We start from the raw sequence: 19644 nt of genomic DNA on the forward strand, positions 1-19644 counted from the left end.
CGACCACCGCTGTAGAAAATCAGAGCTTGATCCAGGTCGCTTTCAGCTCGGTGTACTTGTCGAACGCGTGCAGCGATTTGTCGCGACCGTTGCCCGACTGTTTGAAGCCACCGAACGGTGCGGTCATGTCGCCGCCGTCGTACTGGTTGACCCAGACGCTGCCGGCACGCAGGCCACGGGCGAAGGTGTGCGCCTTGCTGAGGTTGCTGGTCCACACGCCGGCGGCGAGGCCGAAGATGCTGTCATTGGCGATCTGCAGCGCTTCTTCAGCGGTGTCGAAGGTGATCAGCGACAGCACTGGGCCAAAGATTTCTTCCTGGGCGATGGTCATCGCGTTGGTCACGCCGTCGAACAGCGCCGGTTGCACATAGAGGCCACCGGTTTCTTCGAGGGTGCGTTGGCCGCCGGCAATCAGCTCGGCGCCCTGCTCACGACCGATGCTGATGTAGCGCAGCACGTTGTCGAGTTGACGCTGATCGACCACGGCACCGACGGTGGTCGCCGGATCGAGTGAATGACCCGGTTTCCACGCTTGCAGCGCTTCCACCAACAGCGGAATGAACTGCTCGCGGATCGAGCGTTCGACCAGCAAGCGGGAACCCGCAGTGCACACTTCGCCCTGGTTGAAGGCAATGGCGCCGGCCGCTGCGTGTGCTGCCGCGCGCAAGTCCGGTGCGTCGGCAAACACCACGTTCGGGCTCTTGCCCCCTGCTTCGAGCCAGACGCGTTTCATGTTGCTTTGGCCGGCATAAATCATCAGTTGCTTGGCAATCGCCGTGGAGCCGGTGAAGGCCAGCACGTCGACGTCCATGTGCAACGCCAACGCCTTGCCGACGGTGTGGCCGAAGCCTGGCAGGACGTTGAACACGCCTTTCGGAATACCGGCATCCAGCGCCAGTTGGGCGATGCGGATCGCCGTCAGCGGCGACTTTTCCGAAGGCTTGAGAATGAACGAGTTACCTGCGGCCAGCGCCGGGGCGAACTTCCAGCTGGCCATGATCAGCGGGAAGTTCCACGGCACGATGGCCGCGACCACACCGGATGGCTCGCGAGTGACAAGGCCAAGTTGATCGTGCGGGGTGGCGGCGACTTCGTCGTAGATCTTGTCGATGGCTTCGGCGCTCCAGCGGATCGCGTTGGCGGTCGCCGGGATGTCGATGCTCATCGAATCGCTGATCGGTTTACCCATGTCGAGGGTTTCCAGCAGCGCCAGTTCTTCCTGGTTCTGCAGGATCAGATCGGCGAAGCGAATCAGAATACGTTTGCGCTCGGCCGGGGCTTTTTTCGCCCAGATGCCGGATTCAAAAGACTGGCGCGCGACGTCAACGGCGAGGTTGGCGTCGGCTTCATCGGTGCTGGCCACGGAGGCGAGGAAACGGCCGTCGACGGGGCTCAGGCATTCGAAGGTGTCGCCACTGATGGCCGGGCGGTATTCACCGTTGATGAACGCGCGGGCTTCGATGGTCAGGGACTGGAAGCGTTGTTCCCAGTCGTTGCGGGTCGTTGTCATTGTTGTGGCTCGACAAGGGGGAATTGGGGGTGTTGGTTTGAGATGGCTGCCCTCACCCTAGCCCTCTCCCAGGGGGAGAGGGGACCGACCGAAGTGTCTTGGGATCTGCACCGACCTGAACGACCGAGTCGAATATGGATTCGGCAAAAATCGTTCAGGCCGGCGGATTGCCCGAGCATCCCCGAATCAGTCCCCTCTCCCTTTGGGAGAGGGTTAGGGTGAGGGGCTTTTGGCTTTTGGGGCCCTCAAACACTCAGACCGTATGCAGATACCAGTTGTACTCAAGGTCAGAAATCGAGTTCTCGAACTCGGCCAGCTCGCTCTCCTTACAAGCGACAAACACGTCGATGTACATCGGGTCGATGTAGCGGGCCATGACTTCGCTGTCGTCCAGCTCGCGCAGTGCGTCGCGCAGGTTGTTCGGCAGGCTCTGTTCGTTCTGCTCGTAGCTGTTGCCTTCCACCGGGGCGCCCGGTTCGATCTGGTTGGTCAGACCGTGGTGAATACCGGCCAGCACCGAAGCCATCAGCAGGTACGGGTTGGCGTCAGCGCCAGCAACGCGATGCTCGATACGCACAGCGTCGGCCGAACCGGTTGGCACACGGACCGCAACGGTGCGGTTGTCGATGCCCCAGCTCGGCGAGTTCGGCACGTAGAACTGCGCGCCGAAGCGGCGGTACGAGTTGACGTTCGGGCAGAGGAACGCCATTTGCGCAGGCAGGGTCTCCAGCACACCGCCGATCGCGTGACGCAGTGCGGCGTTCTGCTCGGGATCCTCGCTGGCGAAGATGTTGTTGCCTTCTTTGTCCAGGATCGAAATGTGCACGTGCAGACCGTTGCCCGCCTGACCCGGGTACGGCTTGGCCATGAAGGTGGTGTCCATCTCGTGGTCGTAGGCGATGTTCTTCACCAGACGCTTGAGCAGGACAGCGTAGTCGCACGCCTTGATCGGGTCGGAGACGTGATGCAGGTTGACCTCGAATTGCGCCGGGGCGCTTTCCTTGACGATCGCGTCAGCCGGGATGCCCTGCTCTTTCGCGCCTTCGAGGATGTCTTGCAGGCAATCGACGTATTCGTCGAGGTCGTCGATCAGATAAACCTGAGTCGACACCGGACGCTTGCCGGACACCGGCGAACGTGGCGATTGCGGACGGCCGTTCACGTTGTCCTGGTCGATCAGATAGAACTCGAGTTCGAACGCCGCGCAAATAGTCAGACCGAGGTCATCGAATTTGCGCACGACGTTGGCCAGCACTTCACGCGGGTCAGCGAAGAACGGCTGGCCTTCGATCTCGTGCATGGTCATCAGAAGTTGTGCGGTTGGGCGCTTCTGCCACGGCTCGATGCTCAAGGTGCCGGGAATCGGGTAGCAGATGCGGTCAGCGTCGCCGATGTCCAGACCCAGGCCGGTGCTTTCCACCGTGGAGCCGTTGATATCGAGCGCGAAAAGCGAGGCCGGCAGGTTGATGCCTTTCTCGTAAACCTTATGAAGACTGGTGCGTTCGATGCGCTTGCCGCGCACCACACCGTTCATATCCGCAATCAGAAGGTCGACGTACAAAACCTCAGGATATTTCTTAAGGAATGCGTTTGCTTCGTTGAGTTGAACGGTACGCAGAGGGACCGACATGATGCACCTATTTAGCTGTTAATTATTATGTTCACTGCTGTTTCGCCGAGCCAGTCAACCCGAACGGCAAAGTGAAGTCAATAGCGAACAGATGGCCGCTCAGGGTTTATTTTTCGGGCTTTTTTTAACACCTGCGTGCCAATACAGGCGCCAGAGCCCCGGAAATCATGAAGATATGATGAACGGCGTTTAGAATTTTTTACATGGCAGTTGTTAATTAAAATCAACGAGGCTAAGCTCCGGAAAAGCTCGTTCAAGTGTCAAACTTCGAGGTGAATAAAAATGGCATTCAAGCCATTGATCGGCGTTACTGCGTGCGTCAAACAGATTGGCCTGCACCCCTATCACATCAGCGGCGACAAGTACGTACGTGCTGTCAGCGTTGGCGCTGAAGGGTTGCCAGTGGTCATTCCTTCCCTTGGCAACCTGACTGAAATCGAAGACCTGCTCGGTCAACTCGACGGTCTGCTGCTGACCGGCTCGCCCTCCAACGTGGAACCCTTCCACTATCAAGGCCCGGCCAGCGAACCCGGCACGGATCACGATCCGGCGCGGGATGCCACCACCCTTCCTTTATTGCGTGCAGCCATCGCGGCGGGCGTTCCGGTGCTCGGCATTTGCCGTGGCTTCCAGGAAATGAACGTGGCGTTCGGCGGCAGCCTGCATCAGAAGGTGCACGAGCTGCCCGGCATGCTTGATCACCGCGAAGCCGACAGCCCGGACGTGGCCGTGCAATACGCACCGGCCCATGCCGTGACTGTGCTCGGCGGTGGCGTGTTCGAAGCACTGGAGCTGCCGGACGAGTTCCAGGTCAACTCGATTCACAGCCAGGGCATCGACCGCCTCGCGCCCGGCCTGCGAGCCGAAGCGGTGGCGCCGGACGGTTTGATCGAGGCGGTCTCGGTCGAACACAGCCCGACCTTCGCCCTCGGCGTGCAATGGCACCCGGAATGGCAAGTGCTCGACAACCCGAACTACCTGAAGATTTTCCAGGCGTTCGGCGCGGCTTGCCGACAACGGGCAGCGCGGCGCAACCAGCGCTGACTCAACCCAAGAATACGTAACGATTGACTGCCCCCACGGACGTCGGGTGTGCCTGCGCGCATCCGTCATTCGTGAACAACAACCGTAATAACAACAAGTACGACCCAGGCAGCCAGGACGGCGGCGCCGACCAAGCCGGATCGGTAAGTGCAATACCTGTCAGAACAATGCAAAACCCTGTGGGAGCTGGCTTGCCAGCGATGAGGCCGTCACCTTCAACATTAAGGGTGACTGCCCCACCGCCATCGCTGGCAAGCCAGCTCCCACAGGATATTGCGGCGATTCGACCGGGGCTGCGCTTACAGGCTTGCAATCCACTTAAGCCCGGCCACATTGGCCCGGCGAACGAAACCTGTTGGGAGTTTCACATGGCAAACGCCTCCAGCACTTACAGGAAGGCACTTGAAGGTCATCAGCAACCGAAAAAGGTGCTGGTGAAAGTCGATCGTGTCACCAAGAAGTTCGACGAAACCGTGGCAGTGGACGATGTGTCCCTGGAGATCCATCAGGGCGAAATCTTCGCCCTGCTCGGCGGCTCCGGTTCGGGCAAATCGACCCTGCTGCGCATGCTCGCCGGTTTCGAGCGCCCGACTGAAGGGCGGATTCTGCTCGACGGCGTGGACATCACCGACATGCCGCCGTACGAGCGGCCGATCAACATGATGTTCCAGTCCTACGCGCTGTTCCCACACATGACCGTCGCGCAGAACATCGCCTTCGGCTTGAAGCAGGACCGTTTGCCCGCCAGCGAAATCGACGCCCGTGTCGATGAAATGCTGCGCCTGGTGCACATGACCCAATACGCCAAACGCCGCCCGCACCAGTTGTCCGGCGGCCAGCGTCAGCGCGTCGCCCTCGCCCGCTCGCTGGCCAAGCGTCCGAAGCTGTTGCTGCTCGACGAGCCGATGGGTGCGCTGGATAAAAAGCTGCGTTCGCAGATGCAACTGGAGCTGGTGCAGATCATCGAACGCGTCGGCGTGACCTGCGTAATGGTGACCCACGACCAGGAAGAGGCCATGACCATGGCCGAGCGCATCGCGATCATGCACCTCGGCTGGATCGCCCAGATCGGCAGCCCGGTCGACATCTATGAAGCGCCGGTCAGCCGCATGGTCTGCGAGTTCATCGGCAACGTGAACGCCTTCGACGGCACCGTGGTGGAAGACCTTGAAGGTCACGCGATCATCCACAGCCCGGACCTGCAACAGAAGATCTACGTCGGTCACGGCGTCAGCACTTCGGTGCAGGACAAGTCGGTCACCTACGCGATCCGTCCGGAAAAAATGCTCGTCAGCACCACCCAACCCGAGTTCCGCTACAACTGGTCCGAAGGCAAAGTACATGACATCGCCTACCTCGGCGGCCACTCGGTGTTCTACGTCGAATTGCCCGGCGGCAAAATCGTCCAATCGTTCATGGCCAACGCCGAACGCCGTGGCGCGCGTCCAACCTGGGACGACAAGGTCTACGTGTGGTGGGAAGACGACAGCGGCGTGGTACTGCGCTCATGAAAACCTTCAATCAGCAATTCCTGCGCCTGGTGCCCAGCGGACGAAAACTGGTGATCGGCATCCCGTTCATCTGGCTGTTCCTGTTCTTCATGCTGCCGTTTTTCCTGGTGATGAAGATCAGCTTCTCGGAAGCCGCGCTGTCGATCCCGCCGTACTCGGAGATCTACACCTACGCCGAACAGAAATTCCAGCTGATGCTGAACATCGGCAACTACACCATGCTCGGCGAAGACGAGTTGTACCTGTCGGCGTATCTCGGCTCGCTGAAAGTCGCGGCGCTGAGCACGATGATGTGCCTGCTGATCGGTTTCCCGATGGCCTACGCGATCACCAAGACCGGCAAGGAAACGCAAAACGTCCTGCTGCTGTTGATCATGATGCCGACCTGGACCGCGATCCTGATCCGCGTTTACGCGTGGATGGGCATCCTCAGCAACAACGGACTGCTCAACGCGTTTCTGATGTGGACGGGGCTGACCGATCACCCGATCGAGATCCTCAACACCAACACTGCCGTGTATATCGGCGTGGTGTACGCCTACCTGCCGTTCATGGTCTTGCCGCTCTATGCCAACCTCGTCAAACACGATGGCAGCCTGCTGGAAGCCGCACAGGATCTGGGTTCGAGCAACTTCAACAACTTCTGGAAAATCACCGTGCCGCTGGCCAAGAACGGCATTATCGCTGGCTGCATGCTGGTGTTCATTCCGGTGGTCGGTGAGTTCGTGATTCCTGAACTGCTGGGTGGGCCGGAGACGCTGATGATCGGTCGCGTGCTGTGGCAAGAGTTCTTCAATAACCGCGACTGGCCGGTGGCGTCTGCGCTGGCGGTGGTGATGCTGTTGATCCTGATTGTGCCGATTCTGCTGTTCAACCGCAGCCAGGCCAAAGAGATGGAGGCACGGGGATGAAACGCTTCGGTTTTTCCAAGTTCATGCTGATCTTCGGTCTGATGTTCATTTATCTGCCGATGCTGATTCTGGTGATCTACTCGTTCAACGCATCCAAACTGGTGACAGTGTGGGGCGGCTGGTCGGTGAAGTGGTACGTCGGCCTGCTCGACAACACACAACTGATGGGCTCGGTGGTGCGCTCGCTGGAAATCGCCTGCTACACCGCAATTGCCGCCGTTGCATTGGGCACCCTCGCCGCTTTCGTCCTGACCCGTGTAACGCGCTTCAAGGGTCGCACCTTGTTCGGTGGCCTGGTCACCGCGCCGTTGGTGATGCCGGAAGTGATCACCGGTCTGTCGCTGTTGCTGCTGTTCGTGGCGATGGCGCAGTTGATCGGCTGGCCGCAGGAGCGTGGCATTGTCACGATCTGGATCGCCCACACCACGTTTTGTGCAGCCTATGTGGCGGTGGTAGTCTCCGCCCGCCTGCGCGAGCTGGATCTGTCGATCGAAGAAGCGGCGATGGATCTGGGTGCGAAGCCGTTCAAGGTGTTCTTCCTGATCACCATTCCCATGATCGCGCCGTCGCTAGCGGCGGGCGGGATGATGTCGTTTGCCTTGTCGCTGGATGACCTGGTGTTGGCCAGCTTCGTTTCCGGGCCGGGTTCGACCACGTTGCCGATGGAAGTGTTCTCGGCGGTGCGTCTGGGCGTGAAGCCTGAGATCAACGCGGTGGCCAGCCTGATTCTGCTGGCGGTGTCGCTGGTGACCTTCCTGGTCTGGTACTTCGGCCGCAAGGCAGAAGCCAACCGCAAACGTGCGATTCAGGAAGCGATGGATCAGACCGCAAACGAGTCGTGGCAGCAACCGCAACAAGCCGCCACCGCTTGACCGGTAGGAGCTGCGGCACGCTGCGATCTTTTGACGTTGTTTTTGCAGATCAAAAGATCGCAGCGTGCCGCAGCTCCTACAAACATGTAGTCAGCCCCTCGGTCAGTCCCCTCTCCCTCTGGGAGAGGGTTAGGGTGAGGGAGCTTTGCGTAACGTGAATAAAAAGAATGGAGTTGTACCGATGAAAATGTTTGGCAGGACTCTGCTCACACTGTCCTTAATGGGCGCAATGGTCATGGGCGCCCAGGCCAACGACAAGGTGCTGCGTGTTTACAACTGGTCCGATTACATTGCGCCGGACACCGTCAAGAAGTTCGAAGACGAGACTGGCATCCGCGTGACCTATGACGTCTTCGACAGCAACGAGACCCTTGAGGCGCGCTTGCTGGCGGGCAAATCCGGCTACGATCTGGTCGTGCCGTCGAACAGTTTCCTGGCCAAGCAGATCAAGGCCGGCGTCTATCAGACGCTGGACAAATCGAAGCTGCCGAACTGGAAGAATCTCAACCCGGTGCTGCTGAAAAACGCCGCCGCCAGTGATCCGGACAACGCCCACGCGTTCCCGTACATGTGGGGCTCGATCGGCATCGGTTTCAACCCGGCCAAGGTCAAGGAAGTGCTCGGCGCCAACGCCCTGACCAACTCCTGGGACTTGCTGTTCAAGCCGGAAAACGCTGAAAAGCTCAAAGCCTGCGGCATCAGTTTCCTCGACTCGCCGACCGAAATGATCCCGGCCGCCCTGCACTACCTGGGCTATTCGGTGAATGACAAGGACACCGCGCACATCAAGGAAGCCGAGGCGCTGTTCATGAAGATTCGCCCGAACGTGGCGTACTTCCATTCCTCGAAATACATCTCCGATCTGGCCAACGGCAACATCTGCGTGGCAGTCGGCTACTCCGGCGACGTGCTGCAGGCCAAGGCCCGCGCGGTGGAATCGGGCAACAACGTGGTGATCGATTACAGCATTCCCAAGGAAGGCGCCGGCAGTTTCTACGACATGGTCGCGATCCCGCGTGATGCCGCCAACGTCGAGAACGCCTACTTGTTCATGGACTTCCTGATGCGCCCGGACATCATCGCCGAAATCACCAACAGCAACGGCTACAGCAACGCCAACGCGGCGGCCACGCCATTGGTGGACGAAGCGATCCGCAACGACCCGGGTTCGTATCCGTCGCAAGCGGTGATGGCGACGCTGTATGCGGTGCCGGATCAGCCGATTGCCACGCAACGGATCATGACCCGTGGCTGGACCCGGGTGAAGCTTGGTAAATAGGACAAGCGCAAATCCAAATGTGGGAGCGAGCTTGCTCGCGAAAGCGGGTGAACAGGCGCTAGAGATGTTGGATGTGCCGACGCCTTCGCGAGCAAGCTCGCTCCCACAGGGTCAGTGGCTGACTCGAAGAAATTTATGATTTCCCGTTCACGCAGCGCCTTACCACCGCTGCACCCTGCTATGAACGGCCTCACCTGGCTCCCTCGGCTCAGGTGAATTCTCAGGCGCCCTCGGGCGCCTTTTTTTGTGCGCTCAAATCAGCGACCAATCTTGCAGAACCCGATAGCGGCCCTTGTGCGATTCGAACAAGGCAAAGCGTTCGGCGCGCAGGTAAAACTCCGGCGGCGTAGCGGATTCAGGCTCCGGCGCCCGGTAATCGCGGGCCAACGTCAGGTGCGGGCGAAACTCGCGGGGTGTCTCTTCAAAGCCGAACGGCAACATCGCTTGCTCCAGCGCGTATACCAATCGCAACAACGCGGGCGGCGCCTGCTCCGGCGCCAGCGACAACACCCCGGCGCGATGCCAGACCTGCAGACGATCCAGCGAAACCTTCAACGCCTCACCCGGTATGCGCACTTGCGCGGCTGCCTCGCAGACTTCATTGATTTGCGCCAATGGCACCGCGCCGAGAAACAGCAGCGTCAGATGAAAGTTGTCCGCCGACACCGGCTTACCGGTGCGTAAACCCAACTCCCCTCGCCATTGAGCAATCGCCTTGCGCTGCGCAGACGGGCAATCGAGGGCGAAAAACAGTCGCTTCGCTTCATCGGTCATGGCCCTGCTCCCTGTTCAAAGTGTTCCGCCGGATTCTACACAGCCTGATCTGACGACTCGTGACAGGAAGCTATAGTTCAAGGATTGCCATCGAAACGGAGGCCGCCATGCGCGAGATCCTCAGCAAAGAACCGTGGTGGGCCCGCCCGCCCAATCCCGGGCAGGACGAAAGCGAACTGGAATGGGGCTGGCTGGTGCATTACAGCGAGGGTGAGCCGCGCTTCGAGTTCGTCCGTGAACGCCCGACGGACGAGCAGATCCGCAACCGCAAAAGCTGCCGCATCACTCCTTCAGCCGACTGAACGCTGCCAGTGAACACTGACCCTGCGGGAGCGAGCCTGCTCGCGAAAGCGGAGTATCAGTGACCTTTTTATCGACTGACACACTGCATTCGCGAGCAGGCTCGCTCCCACAGGGTTTTGTGGTGAAACATGAATCTTGCCCATTCCAAAATCGGGTTCAGGACTCAAGAATATTTTTAAAACCACCAAAGATCATGCGTTGGCCATCGAACCCCATCGGGTTGACGTCCGGCTGCATGCGCGGGTCGTCCATCATTTTTGCCATGCCGGCGTCGCGGGTGGCTTTGTCTGGCCAGATCAGCCAGCCAGCCGAAACCGTTTCGCCTTCCTTGAGTTTTACCGCCATCGGCAATGAGGTGACCTTGCCATCCGGTACGTCATCGCCCCAGCACTGGACCACGTCCTGCGCACCGTATTCCTTGAACAGTTTCGCCGCGATTGCGCAGTGTTTCTTGTACTGCTCAAGGTTGGCACTCGGCACCGGCGCTACGAAAATATCGATGTAAGCCATGATCACTCTCCTTGCACGTTGGGTTCGATCTGCTGGTTAGTCGACTGCGGCGGTTGCCATTCGACACGATTCACACCCAACCCGACCGACGGTTCATCGCCCCCACCCAGATTGCGCTCGACCTGCCCGGCCATGTGCAGCGTGCCGGCCATGACACCGGTGGTCGGGTTCTGCACCAGTTTCAGCCAGGCCTTATCGAAGGTGCTGCCCAGACTGCTGCGGATCAACGCTTCGCTGTCGGGGCGGTCATTGGCCTGAATGATCGCGCGAATGCCGGCCACACCGACCGAAATCAGTCCGCCAGCCAGTTTACCGGCCGCAGCGGCTACTGCGCTGGCCGCACCGCGCGGGGCCATTTCCGCTTCCATCCGTTGGCTGGCGCGTTTGGCCACCGGCGCCATGCCGGCATCCGTCGAGGCAATCCCCTTTGAGCCACCCTCGGTGTGAATCTTGTCGATCAGCGCGGCGTAGGCCGGCAGCGTGTTCAGCGGCTCGGTACTGATGACCTGGTACAGCGAAGCATCGCGCGTCGGCGGCGGTCCCAGGGCAATGGCCGGGACTTTCTGCAAATGCCCATTGAGCTGACCAGCGGGCACACCATGGCGCTGGGCGATAAGCGGCATCCGCTGCGCCATCAACTGCGCATAGAACGCCGTCGCCTGGCCGAGGATCGCATCCGGATCGATCTCCACCGCCACCGGTGCCAGCACCCTTTCCTGATATTGCTCAAGCAGATACGCCGCCAACCGCTTGGCGGACGCGTCCTGCTCGCCACCGGCATTGATCGTGTACCAACTGACTTTCATGGACAGCCATTCCTGGGTCCAGTAGCTGCTGAACCACGGGATGAAATTTTCTTCAGTTTGCTGATAGACGCGAGTGCGCCAATGTTCCATCGAACCACGGGCGAAAACTTTGACTTGTTCGGTGGACTGCTGCGAAGCGCTGACGATTTCGCGGTCGATCTGCTGCCAGGTCTGCGGCGAGACGAACACGGCTTGCGGCGCCGACACCGGCGCCCGCGCCGAGGTGGCGCAGCCGGCCAGCAGCAACAGTGCGGCGACGAGCAGCGCACGCGGGTTCACGTTGGCGGTTTCCTTCAAATGTGTGGAGGCAGTTTGAGTATAGGTGTGTGCGTCGGACCATTTGTCCGCTGTCGCGAAAACTCCGCAGATCCCCTGTGGGAGCGAGCTTGCTCGCGAATGCGGTGTATCAGAAACCTATGAATCGACTGGCTCCACGCCTTCGCGAGCAAGCTCGCTCCCACAGTGGTCTGCGACAACCATCACTGCCATCGATATTCACCATCGCCACGATTGCCTTCCGCTCACCGCCCATCAACGGCACGATTAAGCCATCCGAAACACAACGAGGAGTTCTCAGCATGATTCACACCCACGTCACACTCTCCGTGAGTTTCCCAGTGTTCGGCAGCAACTATTACGACCAGCACGTTGTGTCGCACAAAGCGCAGGCACTGGTGTTCAACGAAGACTTCGAAGATCTGTTGATGCCCGCCGCGAGCAATCATTTCAGCAATGAAGTGGTCGGCATCAACGATCAGTTCCGTTTTCTGAGCGACATTCTCGCCACCCATTTGCTGGACATCGAGGCCTCCGTGCCTGCGCGATCCAGCGTCCGGGCGAGCGCTCACTTTTAATTGCAACACGCACAAAAAAGCCCACTGGCCATTTCGGCGCAGTGGGCTTTTTCACATCAGGGTTGCGCCGTTCAGCGCTTCCAGCACTCGGCATGACGCGAGCAAACGTTGTACTGCGCATCCATTTTGGCCATGCGGTCGAGATGGCGAATGACCGCCTCGCTCATGACTTCCTTGGACGACTGGAAGTAGTACATGATCATTTCGGTTTCCATGTCGGTCGGCGCTGCGTTGCCACGTTTGCCGGAAGTACCGTCGACGGCAGACCATTCTTTCAAGCGCTTGTCGTCGATACTGCGCAGGCGCTTGCGATACTCGTCGCTGGAGCGGGCTATCGCCTCGTCGGCAATCGCCGAACTCTCATTGTTGAATTCCGCCAGATTCTGACGATACAGCGTCCAGTAATCGTCTGGCAGTTCAAAGCCCATTTTCGCTTTGCGCTCGCTGACCAGCGAATCGAGCTTTTGCGGCGTAAACGTCGTCGAGGCCGACTTCTTCGCGTCAGACTTCATCACCACGAAGAGGCTGCCATTGACGATGCGGTCGATCATGACCGTACGTTCCGGCGTATCCGGCAGCAACGCTGGCGGCTTGGGAAAGATCGGGTTGCGCCCGGCACAGGCCGCCAGCCCCTCACGCTTCATCGGGATCGGCGTGCGCACATCCTTGCCATCGATGCGCTGCACACGCTGCATCAGCGTCGAGCACTGGCGACCCTTGAGGTCGAAGGTCAGCTCGTATTCTGTATCGCGCTGAGGTTTGAAGCTGAAACCCGACCCGCAGACAGCATAACCAGTCTGGGTATTGACCTTCAGGTACATTTCCTTGTCGGGCGGCAGTTTGATTTCCAGGTAGCTCTTGGCCTTTTCCGGTGGCGCCACACTCATGCCGACCCGGCGCGTGCTGTCGACGATGAACAGGTTGTTGAGCAAGCCGGTGGTCTGGCCATCGCAATGCTCTGCATCGTAATAATCCACCGACGCGTTATCAGTGCTGGCGACAAAGCGCAGCTTGGCAGCATCAGGTGCGACCGAATCCTGATAGGTGCCCATCTGAGTGCATCCCGACAGCAGGAGGCCCGACAGAACGACACCGATAACAACGGGTGTACGACGCAACAGCAAAGCCACAGACATGATCATCCTTGGGGGAGAAGGGGCAAAAAACGGCGATGCTACTGAATTGCCATCATTGCGTCCACTCCCCCCGAGTCTGCACGACTGCTCTGCTAATCGGGCGCGCAGAACTCAGTCAATCATCATCCCGATCACGGTAGTAACGACGCCCGTCGCGGCGATCATCGCGGTCGTCCCAGCGCCGATCGTGGTCGTAATTACGACCATGATCGCGGTCGTAATGCCGGCCATGGCGGTGGTCATCATCAAAATCCGCGACACAGCCGCCGAGCAATACGGCGGCGGTCATGGTCAGCAGCATCGTTGTTGCGCGCTTCATTCAACACTTCCCTAAAACCAAGGTCTTGACGACGGAATCGGCCACGCTGCCCGCGCCTACGGGACGCGGTGCATGCAGCCGCAGATACGACCGGACAAACCGAGGTTGATTCACTGGCCACTATCGACCGTTTGTCGCCCTGTTCGCGCTGCCCAAACAGCGGCGAAATGCCACCTATACTCCTTGCAACCAAGCCCCACGCAATGGATCTGCGCCCTCAATAACAACAAGCAGAGGTGGACCATGGTCTGGCAGCAAATCTACGACCCGTTCGGCAACCCGGTGATCTCCACGCTCATGGCCGCCGTACCGGTGGTGGTGATGCTCGCGGCGCTGGCGTTCTTTCACGTCAAGGCGCATCTCGCGGCGTTGCTGGCGCTGGCATCGGCGCTACTGATCTCGATCTTTGCCTTTGGCATGCCGGCGAATATGGCTGGTTCCGCCGCGTTGTTTGGTGCGGCCAATGGCTTGTTGCCGATCGGCTGGATCGTCCTCAACATCATTTTTCTGCATCGCCTGACCACCGAGAACGGCTCGTTCAAAGTGCTGCAGGATTCCCTTGCGCGCATCACTGATGACCGCCGTTTGCAGTTGCTGCTGATTGCGTTCTGCTTCGGTGCGTTTTTCGAAGGTGCGGCGGGGTTTGGCACGCCGGTGGCGGTGACCGGGGCGATTCTGATTGGTCTCGGTTTTTCGCCGTTGGCCGCGTCGGGTCTGGCGCTGATCGCCAACACCGCGCCAGTGGCCTTCGGTGCGCTAGGCACACCGATCATTACCCTGGCCAAAGTCACCGGGCTGGATGAAATGGAACTGTCGATGATGGTTGGTCGGCAGTTGCCGTTTTTCTCGGTGCTGGTGCCGTTCTGGCTGATCTGGGCGTTTGCCGGGTGGCGCAAGATGCTGGAGATCTGGCCGGCGATTCTGGTGGCCGGGGTCAGTTTCGCCGTGCCGCAGTTTCTGGTGTCGAACTACCACGGGCCGATGCTGGTGGACGTCATCGCCGCGCTGATTTCCATGGCCTGTCTGACGTTGTTTTTGAAGGTGTGGAAACCGGCGACCATTCATACTTCTGCTGCGCTTTCAGGGCGAGTCGACAACTCCAAGGTCGAAGAAGAAAAAGTCACCGCCAGCGCCGCGTTCAGCGATCAGGCGCGCCCGGCAGTGATGCGCGCGTGGATGCCGTGGATCATCCTCACCGTGTTCGTATTCGCTTGGGGCACGCAGGGGTTCAAGAACATTTTTGATGTGCGCCCGGCAATCGATCCGGTCACACACTCGGCCAAACTCGACCCCACGGGCAAACCGATGAACGAGGCCAACCCGATCTTCGCCCCGGCAGTGACGTTCACCACCCTGCACCTGCAAATCGAGAAAGTCCCGCCCGTGGTTGCCGCACCGAAAGCGGAAGAGGCGGTGTACAAGTTCACCTGGTTCACCGCCACCGGCAGCGGGATTTTGCTGGCCGCGATTGTTGGCGGTTTGCTGATGGGCTATTCGATTCCGCAACTGATCAAGCAGTACCTGCGCACGTTGTGGGTGGTGCGGTTTTCGCTGATCACCATTGCGGCGATGCTGGCGCTGGGGTTTCTCACACGCTACTCGGGACTCGACGCGACCATGGGTCTGGCGTTTGCGGCGACGGGGATTTTCTATCCGATGTTCGGCACGTTGCTCGGTTGGCTGGGAGTCGCGTTGACCGGTTCGGATACAGCGTCAAACGTGTTGTTTGGCGGCTTGCAGCGGGTGACCTCGGAACAGCTCGGGATCAGCCCGGTATTGATGGCGGCGGCGAACAGTTCCGGTGGGGTGATGGGCAAAATGGTCGATGCGCAATCGATTGTGGTCGCCTCCACGGCGACACGCTGGTACGGGCATGAGGGCGAAATTCTGCGCTATGTGTTCTTCCACTCGATCGTGCTGGCGATTCTGGTCGGCGGGTTAGTGACGTTGCAGGCGTATGTGGCGCCGTTTACGCATATGGTGGTTGGCTCGCATTAGCCAGGTACACCCCATTCCCCTGTGGGAGCGAGCCTGCTCGCGAAGGCGTCCGTTCAGTCAGTGAAGAGGTTGACTGTGCCGGCCTCTTCGCGAGCAGGCTCGCTCCCACACGGGTCAGCGATTGATGAACTGTACGCATAACTCTATAGCGAAAATCCGCAAAAACCTTTTCCTCTCTCCGGCAGTCACTCCTTAACGAGACCGGCGATGACGCTGGCTGCCCGCTTGGGCCATCCACGACCCTGCTGCCCTGATGAAGAGAAAAGGAATCGAACCATGACGATTTCCCGACGCAGATTTCTGATCCTCGGCGCCGTCACTGCGACGGCGTTCGCAATGCCGCCATTTATCAGCCTCAAGGCCTACGCCGCCAATCTGGAGAAACCGGCCATGAGTAGAGTGACCATCAACGTCAACGGCAAGCCGCGTGATTTGGACGTCGACACCCGCACCACCCTGCTCGATGCCCTGCGCGAGCACCTGCACCTGACCGGCAGTAAAAAAGGTTGCGACCACGGCCAGTGTGGCGCCTGCACGGTGATCGCTGATGGTCGACGCATCAACTCGTGCCTGACCCTGGCGGTGATGCATGAAGGCAGCGAGATTACGACCATCGAAGGCCTCGGCATGCCTGACAATCTACACCCGATGCAGGCCGCGTTCATCAAGCACGACGGCTACCAGTGCGGCTATTGCACGCCCGGACAAATCTGTTCGGCAGTGGCGATGATCAAAGAAATCCGCGACGGCATTCCCAGCCACGCCAGCGCCAGTTTGACCGAGCCACCGCAACTGATCGCCGCCGAGTTTCAGGAACGCATGAGCGGCAATATCTGCCGCTGCGGTGCCTACTCGAACATCATCGAAGCCATCACTGAAGTCGCGGAGGTGCCGGCATGAGACCGTTCAATTACAGCCGCGCCGACTCCCCCGCCGCAGCCGCCGCACAAGCTGCGCAAGTCGAAGGTGCGCGGTTTATCGCTGGCGGCACCAACCTTCTTGACCTGATGAAACTCGACATCGAAACCCCGCTGCATTTGATCGACGTCAACCATCTCGGCCTGGATCAGATCGAAGCCACGCCCGAAGGCGGCTTGCGCATCGGCGCGCTGGTGCGCAACACCGATCTGGCCGCCGACGCGCGTGTCAGAAAAGACTACGCCCTGCTCTCCCGCGCCTTGCTCGCCGGGGCTTCCGGACAATTGCGCAACATGGCGACCACCGCCGGCAACCTGCTGCAACGTACACGCTGCCCGTACTTCTACGACACCCATCAGGCCTGCAACAAACGCCAACCCGGCAGCGGTTGCGCAGCGATTGGCGGAGTCAGTCGGCAACTGGGCATCATCGGCGTCAGCGACGCCTGCATCGCCACCCACCCGAGTGACATGGCCATCGCCATGCGCGCCCTCGATGCCCAGATTGAAACGGTGAAACCCGACGGCACGACCCGCAGCATCGCCATTGCCGATTTCCATCAGTTGCCCGGCACCACGCCGAACATCGAAACCAGCCTCACCCCCGGCGAATTCATCACCTCGGTGACACTGCCCGCGCCGCTCGGCGGCACCCACGTTTATCACAAGGTGCGAGATCGCTCGTCCTATGCGTTCGCGCTGGTATCGGTCGGCCTGATCCTGCAAAAGGACGGCAGCGGCCGCATCGCCGTCGGCGGTATCGCGCCGAAACCATGGCGCGTTGAAGCCGCCGAGGCATTGCTGCATCAAGGCGCCAAAGCCGTCAGCGCACGTCTGCTCGACGGCGCCACGCCGACCCACGACAACCAATTCAAACTGACCCTGGTCGAGCGCACGCTCGGCTCGGTGTTGGCGCAAGCGAGGGATGAAGCATGAAATTCGACACGCCCGCCACCACCAACCCGATCGACCAGTTGAAAGTCATCGGCCAACCCACCGAGCGCATCGAAGGCCCGCTGAAAACCAGCGGGCAGGCGCCGTACGCCTATGAACAACATGAAGCGGTGGCCAATCAGGCTTACGGTGTCATGGTCGATGCGGCCATCGCCAAAGGGCGGATCAAGGCGATTCATCTGGACGAGGCGAAAGCCGCGCCGGGCGTGCTGGCGATTGTCACCGCCGCTAATGCCGGCAAGCTCGACAAGGGTCAATACAACGCCGCCCACCTGCTCGCCGGTCCCGACGTGCAGCATTATCAGCAAGCCGTCGCGCTGGTGGTCGCAGAGACCTTCGAACAGGCCCGTGCCGCCGCGCAACGGGTCAAGGTCGATTATGAAACCACCGAAGGCAAATTCGATCTGGCCAGCGTGAAAGACTTGGGCGTCGAGCCGAAAGACGAGTTGCCCGACGTCAATCATGGTGACTTCGACAAAGCCTTCGCCGCCGCGCCAGTGCAGTTCGATCAGACTTACACCACCCCGGACCAGTCCCACGCGATGATGGAACCGCACGCGACATTGGCGGCGTGGAAAGGCGATCAGCTGACTTTGTGGACCTCCAACCAGATGGTCGCCTGGAGTGTCGGCGACGTTGCGAAAACCCTCGGTCTTCCAAAGGAAAAAGTTCGTTTGGTCTCGCCTTATATCGGCGGCGGTTTCGGCGGCAAGCTGTTCATCCGCGCCGACGCGATTCTTGCCGCCCTCGGAGCACGCATGGCTGGCCGACCGGTGAAAGTCGCCCTCGCCCGTCCGCAAATGGCCAACAACACCACGCACCGTCCGGCGACGATTCAGCGCATCCGCATGGGCGCCACGGCCGACGGCAAGCTCACCGCCATCGCCCACGAGGGCTGGTCGGGAAACCTCGCCGACGGCAAGGTCGAACTCGCTGCCCAACCTAGCCAGTTGCTTTACGCCGCCGAAAACCGTCGCGTGAGCATGCGCCTCGCGCCGCTCGACTTGCCCGAAGGCAACGCCATGCGTGCACCGGGTGAAGCACCGGGGTTGATGGTGCTGGAAATCGCCATGGACGAGATGGCCGAGCAACTGCAGATGGACCCGGTGCAGTTCCGCATTCTCAACGACACTCAGGTCGATCCGGTAAAGACCGAGCGGCCGTTTTCCCAGCGCCAACTGATCAAGTGCCTGCAGACGGGGGCCGAGAAATTCGGCTGGGATCAGCGCAAGGCTCAACCGGGCAGCCGTCGAGAAGGCCGCTGGCTGATCGGCATGGGCGTGGCGGCGGCGTTCCGCAACAACCTGCTGGTCAAGTCCGGCGCCCGCGTTCATTTGGAGCGTGACGGCAAGATTGTTGTGGAAACCGACATGACCGATATCGGCACCGGCAGCTATACGATCATCGCGCAGACTGCCGCCGAGATGATGGGCGTAAGCCTCGACGCGGTGGTGGTGCGGCTGGGTGATTCGAACTTCCCAGTGTCGGCCGGTTCCGGCGGCCAGTTCGGCGGTAACTGCTCGACCTCCGGTGTCTACGCCGCATGCGTAAAGCTGCGCGAAGCGGTGGCAAGCAAACTGGGGCTGGCGGCGGACCAGGCCGAATTCGTCGATGGTCAGGTGCGGGTTGGCGACAAGAGTCTGCCGTTGCGCAATGCGGCTGAAGGCGGCGCGCTGGTCGGCGAGGACAGCATCGAATTTGGCGACCTGGCCGAGAAGTATCAGCAGTCGACATTCGGTGCGCATTTCGTCGAAGTCGCTGTCGACGCTGCCACCGGTGAGGTACGCGTGCGGCGCATGTTAGCGGTGTGTGCGGCGGGACGGATTCTCAATCCGACATCGGCGCGCAGCCAGGTTATCGGTGCGATGACCATGGGCGTCGGTGCGGCGTTGATGGAAGAGTTGGCGGTGGACAAGAAACTGGGGTTTTTCGTCAACCATGACCTGGCCGGGTATGAAGTGCCGGTGCATGCCGACATACCGCATCAAGAGGTGATTTTCCTTGATGAGACCGATCCGGTTTCCTCGCCGATGAAGGCCAAAGGTGTCGGTGAACTGGGGATTTGCGGGGTTAGTGCGGCGGTGGCGAATGCGATTTACAACGCCACGGGCGCGCGGGTGCGGGAGTATCCGATTACCCTCGATAAAATCCTCTCTTCATTGCCGGAGATGATCTGAACACCTGAAAAGAGCCCCTCACCCTAACCCTCTCCCAAAGGGAGAGGGGACTGAACCGGGGATATTGGAGAGTTTCACCGCCCTGAAAGTCCTGCTGTGAATCCATAATCGACACAGCCATTTCAGGTCGAAGTGCTGT

18 protein-coding genes are annotated in these 19644 nt (G+C 60.1%); 11 read left to right on the top strand and 7 right to left on the bottom strand.

Annotated features, from left to right (window positions below; genetic code table 11):
• Window positions 1-19 precede the first annotated feature (19 nt).
• Both ACZ0A4_RS11930 and ACZ0A4_RS11935 read right to left on the bottom strand, forming a co-directional pair.
• The gene (locus ACZ0A4_RS11930; protein WP_463574852.1) at window positions 20-1510 is read right to left on the bottom strand and encodes an aldehyde dehydrogenase; all 1491 of its coding nucleotides are present in this window, start codon (window positions 1508-1510) and stop codon (window positions 20-22) included.
• A gap of 253 nt (window positions 1511-1763) precedes the next feature.
• Window positions 1764-3140 (bottom strand): glutamine synthetase family protein, encoded by a 1377-nt coding sequence (locus ACZ0A4_RS11935; protein WP_007918694.1) that lies wholly within the window; start codon window positions 3138-3140, stop codon window positions 1764-1766.
• 282 nt (window positions 3141-3422) lie between these two features.
• Here ACZ0A4_RS11935 and ACZ0A4_RS11940 point away from each other — a divergent pair, with 282 nt between their 5' ends.
• The 5 genes from ACZ0A4_RS11940 (at window position 3423) to ACZ0A4_RS11960 (ending at window position 8757) form a co-directional block, all read left to right on the top strand.
• Window positions 3423-4184, top strand: a complete 762-nt coding sequence (locus tag ACZ0A4_RS11940) for a gamma-glutamyl-gamma-aminobutyrate hydrolase family protein (RefSeq protein ID WP_463574853.1) — start codon at window positions 3423-3425, stop codon at window positions 4182-4184.
• Between the two features lie 368 nt (window positions 4185-4552).
• The gene (locus ACZ0A4_RS11945) at window positions 4553-5695 is read left to right on the top strand and encodes an ABC transporter ATP-binding protein (RefSeq protein ID WP_007919249.1); all 1143 of its coding nucleotides are present in this window, start codon (window positions 4553-4555) and stop codon (window positions 5693-5695) included.
• Complete coding sequence (locus tag ACZ0A4_RS11950; RefSeq protein WP_064120850.1) at window positions 5692-6606, top strand: ABC transporter permease subunit; 915 nt, start codon at window positions 5692-5694, stop codon at window positions 6604-6606. Before ACZ0A4_RS11945 ends, ACZ0A4_RS11950 begins: the two co-directional genes overlap by 4 nt.
• Window positions 6603-7478: an ABC transporter permease subunit gene (locus tag ACZ0A4_RS11955; RefSeq protein ID WP_034155531.1), complete on the top strand. Its 876-nt coding sequence runs from the start codon at window positions 6603-6605 to the stop codon at window positions 7476-7478. Before ACZ0A4_RS11950 ends, ACZ0A4_RS11955 begins: the two co-directional genes overlap by 4 nt.
• Window positions 7479-7659: 181 nt before the next feature.
• A complete protein-coding gene (locus ACZ0A4_RS11960; RefSeq protein WP_463574854.1) occupies window positions 7660-8757 on the top strand; it encodes a polyamine ABC transporter substrate-binding protein in 1098 nt (365 codons plus the stop codon).
• 252 nt (window positions 8758-9009) lie between these two features.
• On the opposite strand, the gene thpR is transcribed toward ACZ0A4_RS11960, so the two are convergent.
• Window positions 9010-9531 carry an RNA 2',3'-cyclic phosphodiesterase gene (gene thpR, locus ACZ0A4_RS11965; RefSeq protein ID WP_463574855.1) on the bottom strand — a complete coding sequence of 174 codons (522 nt, stop codon included), beginning with the start codon at window positions 9529-9531 and terminating at the stop codon, window positions 9010-9012.
• Window positions 9532-9638: 107 nt separating this feature from the next.
• On the opposite strand from thpR, the gene ACZ0A4_RS11970 reads away from it, so the two are divergent.
• The gene (locus tag ACZ0A4_RS11970) at window positions 9639-9833 is read left to right on the top strand and encodes a hypothetical protein (RefSeq protein ID WP_463574856.1); all 195 of its coding nucleotides are present in this window, start codon (window positions 9639-9641) and stop codon (window positions 9831-9833) included.
• 157 nt (window positions 9834-9990) lie between these two features.
• Here ACZ0A4_RS11970 and ACZ0A4_RS11975 read toward each other — a convergent pair whose 3' ends face one another.
• Window positions 9991-10344, bottom strand: coding sequence for a DUF1428 domain-containing protein (locus tag ACZ0A4_RS11975; protein ID WP_463574857.1), 354 nt, complete (start codon window positions 10342-10344; stop codon window positions 9991-9993).
• A 2-nt stretch (window positions 10345-10346) separates the two neighbouring features.
• Window positions 10347-11429 carry a hypothetical protein gene (locus ACZ0A4_RS11980; RefSeq protein ID WP_463574858.1) on the bottom strand — a complete coding sequence of 361 codons (1083 nt, stop codon included), beginning with the start codon at window positions 11427-11429 and terminating at the stop codon, window positions 10347-10349.
• Window positions 11430-11728: 299 nt separating this feature from the next.
• Between ACZ0A4_RS11980 and ACZ0A4_RS11985 the strand changes: the two genes are divergently transcribed.
• Window positions 11729-12004, top strand: a complete 276-nt coding sequence (locus ACZ0A4_RS11985) for a hypothetical protein (protein ID WP_277758297.1) — start codon at window positions 11729-11731, stop codon at window positions 12002-12004.
• A 71-nt stretch (window positions 12005-12075) separates the two neighbouring features.
• Here the strand turns inward: ACZ0A4_RS11985 and ACZ0A4_RS11990 are convergent, their stop codons facing one another.
• Entirely contained in the window at window positions 12076-13140 is a 1065-nt protein-coding gene (locus tag ACZ0A4_RS11990; protein WP_463574859.1) for a hypothetical protein, read from the bottom strand.
• A gap of 115 nt (window positions 13141-13255) precedes the next feature.
• Window positions 13256-13459, bottom strand: coding sequence for a hypothetical protein (locus ACZ0A4_RS11995; RefSeq protein WP_463574860.1), 204 nt, complete (start codon window positions 13457-13459; stop codon window positions 13256-13258).
• 243 nt (window positions 13460-13702) lie between these two features.
• On the opposite strand from ACZ0A4_RS11995, the gene ACZ0A4_RS12000 reads away from it, so the two are divergent.
• The 4 genes from ACZ0A4_RS12000 (at window position 13703) to paoC (ending at window position 19505) form a co-directional block, all read left to right on the top strand.
• A complete protein-coding gene (locus ACZ0A4_RS12000; protein WP_463574861.1) occupies window positions 13703-15457 on the top strand; it encodes an L-lactate permease in 1755 nt (584 codons plus the stop codon).
• Window positions 15458-15664: 207 nt separating this feature from the next.
• A complete protein-coding gene (gene paoA / locus ACZ0A4_RS12005) occupies window positions 15665-16357 on the top strand; it encodes an aldehyde dehydrogenase iron-sulfur subunit PaoA (RefSeq protein WP_463574862.1) in 693 nt (230 codons plus the stop codon).
• Window positions 16354-17310 carry an FAD binding domain-containing protein gene (locus tag ACZ0A4_RS12010; RefSeq protein WP_463574863.1) on the top strand — a complete coding sequence of 319 codons (957 nt, stop codon included), beginning with the start codon at window positions 16354-16356 and terminating at the stop codon, window positions 17308-17310. The genes paoA and ACZ0A4_RS12010 overlap by 4 nt, the downstream gene beginning before the upstream one ends.
• A complete protein-coding gene (gene paoC, locus ACZ0A4_RS12015; protein ID WP_463574864.1) occupies window positions 17307-19505 on the top strand; it encodes an aldehyde oxidoreductase molybdenum-binding subunit PaoC in 2199 nt (732 codons plus the stop codon). The genes ACZ0A4_RS12010 and paoC overlap by 4 nt, the downstream gene beginning before the upstream one ends.
• The last annotated feature ends 139 nt before the right edge of the window (window positions 19506-19644 follow it).

The organism is Pseudomonas sp. AC172 (assembly GCF_979258595.1).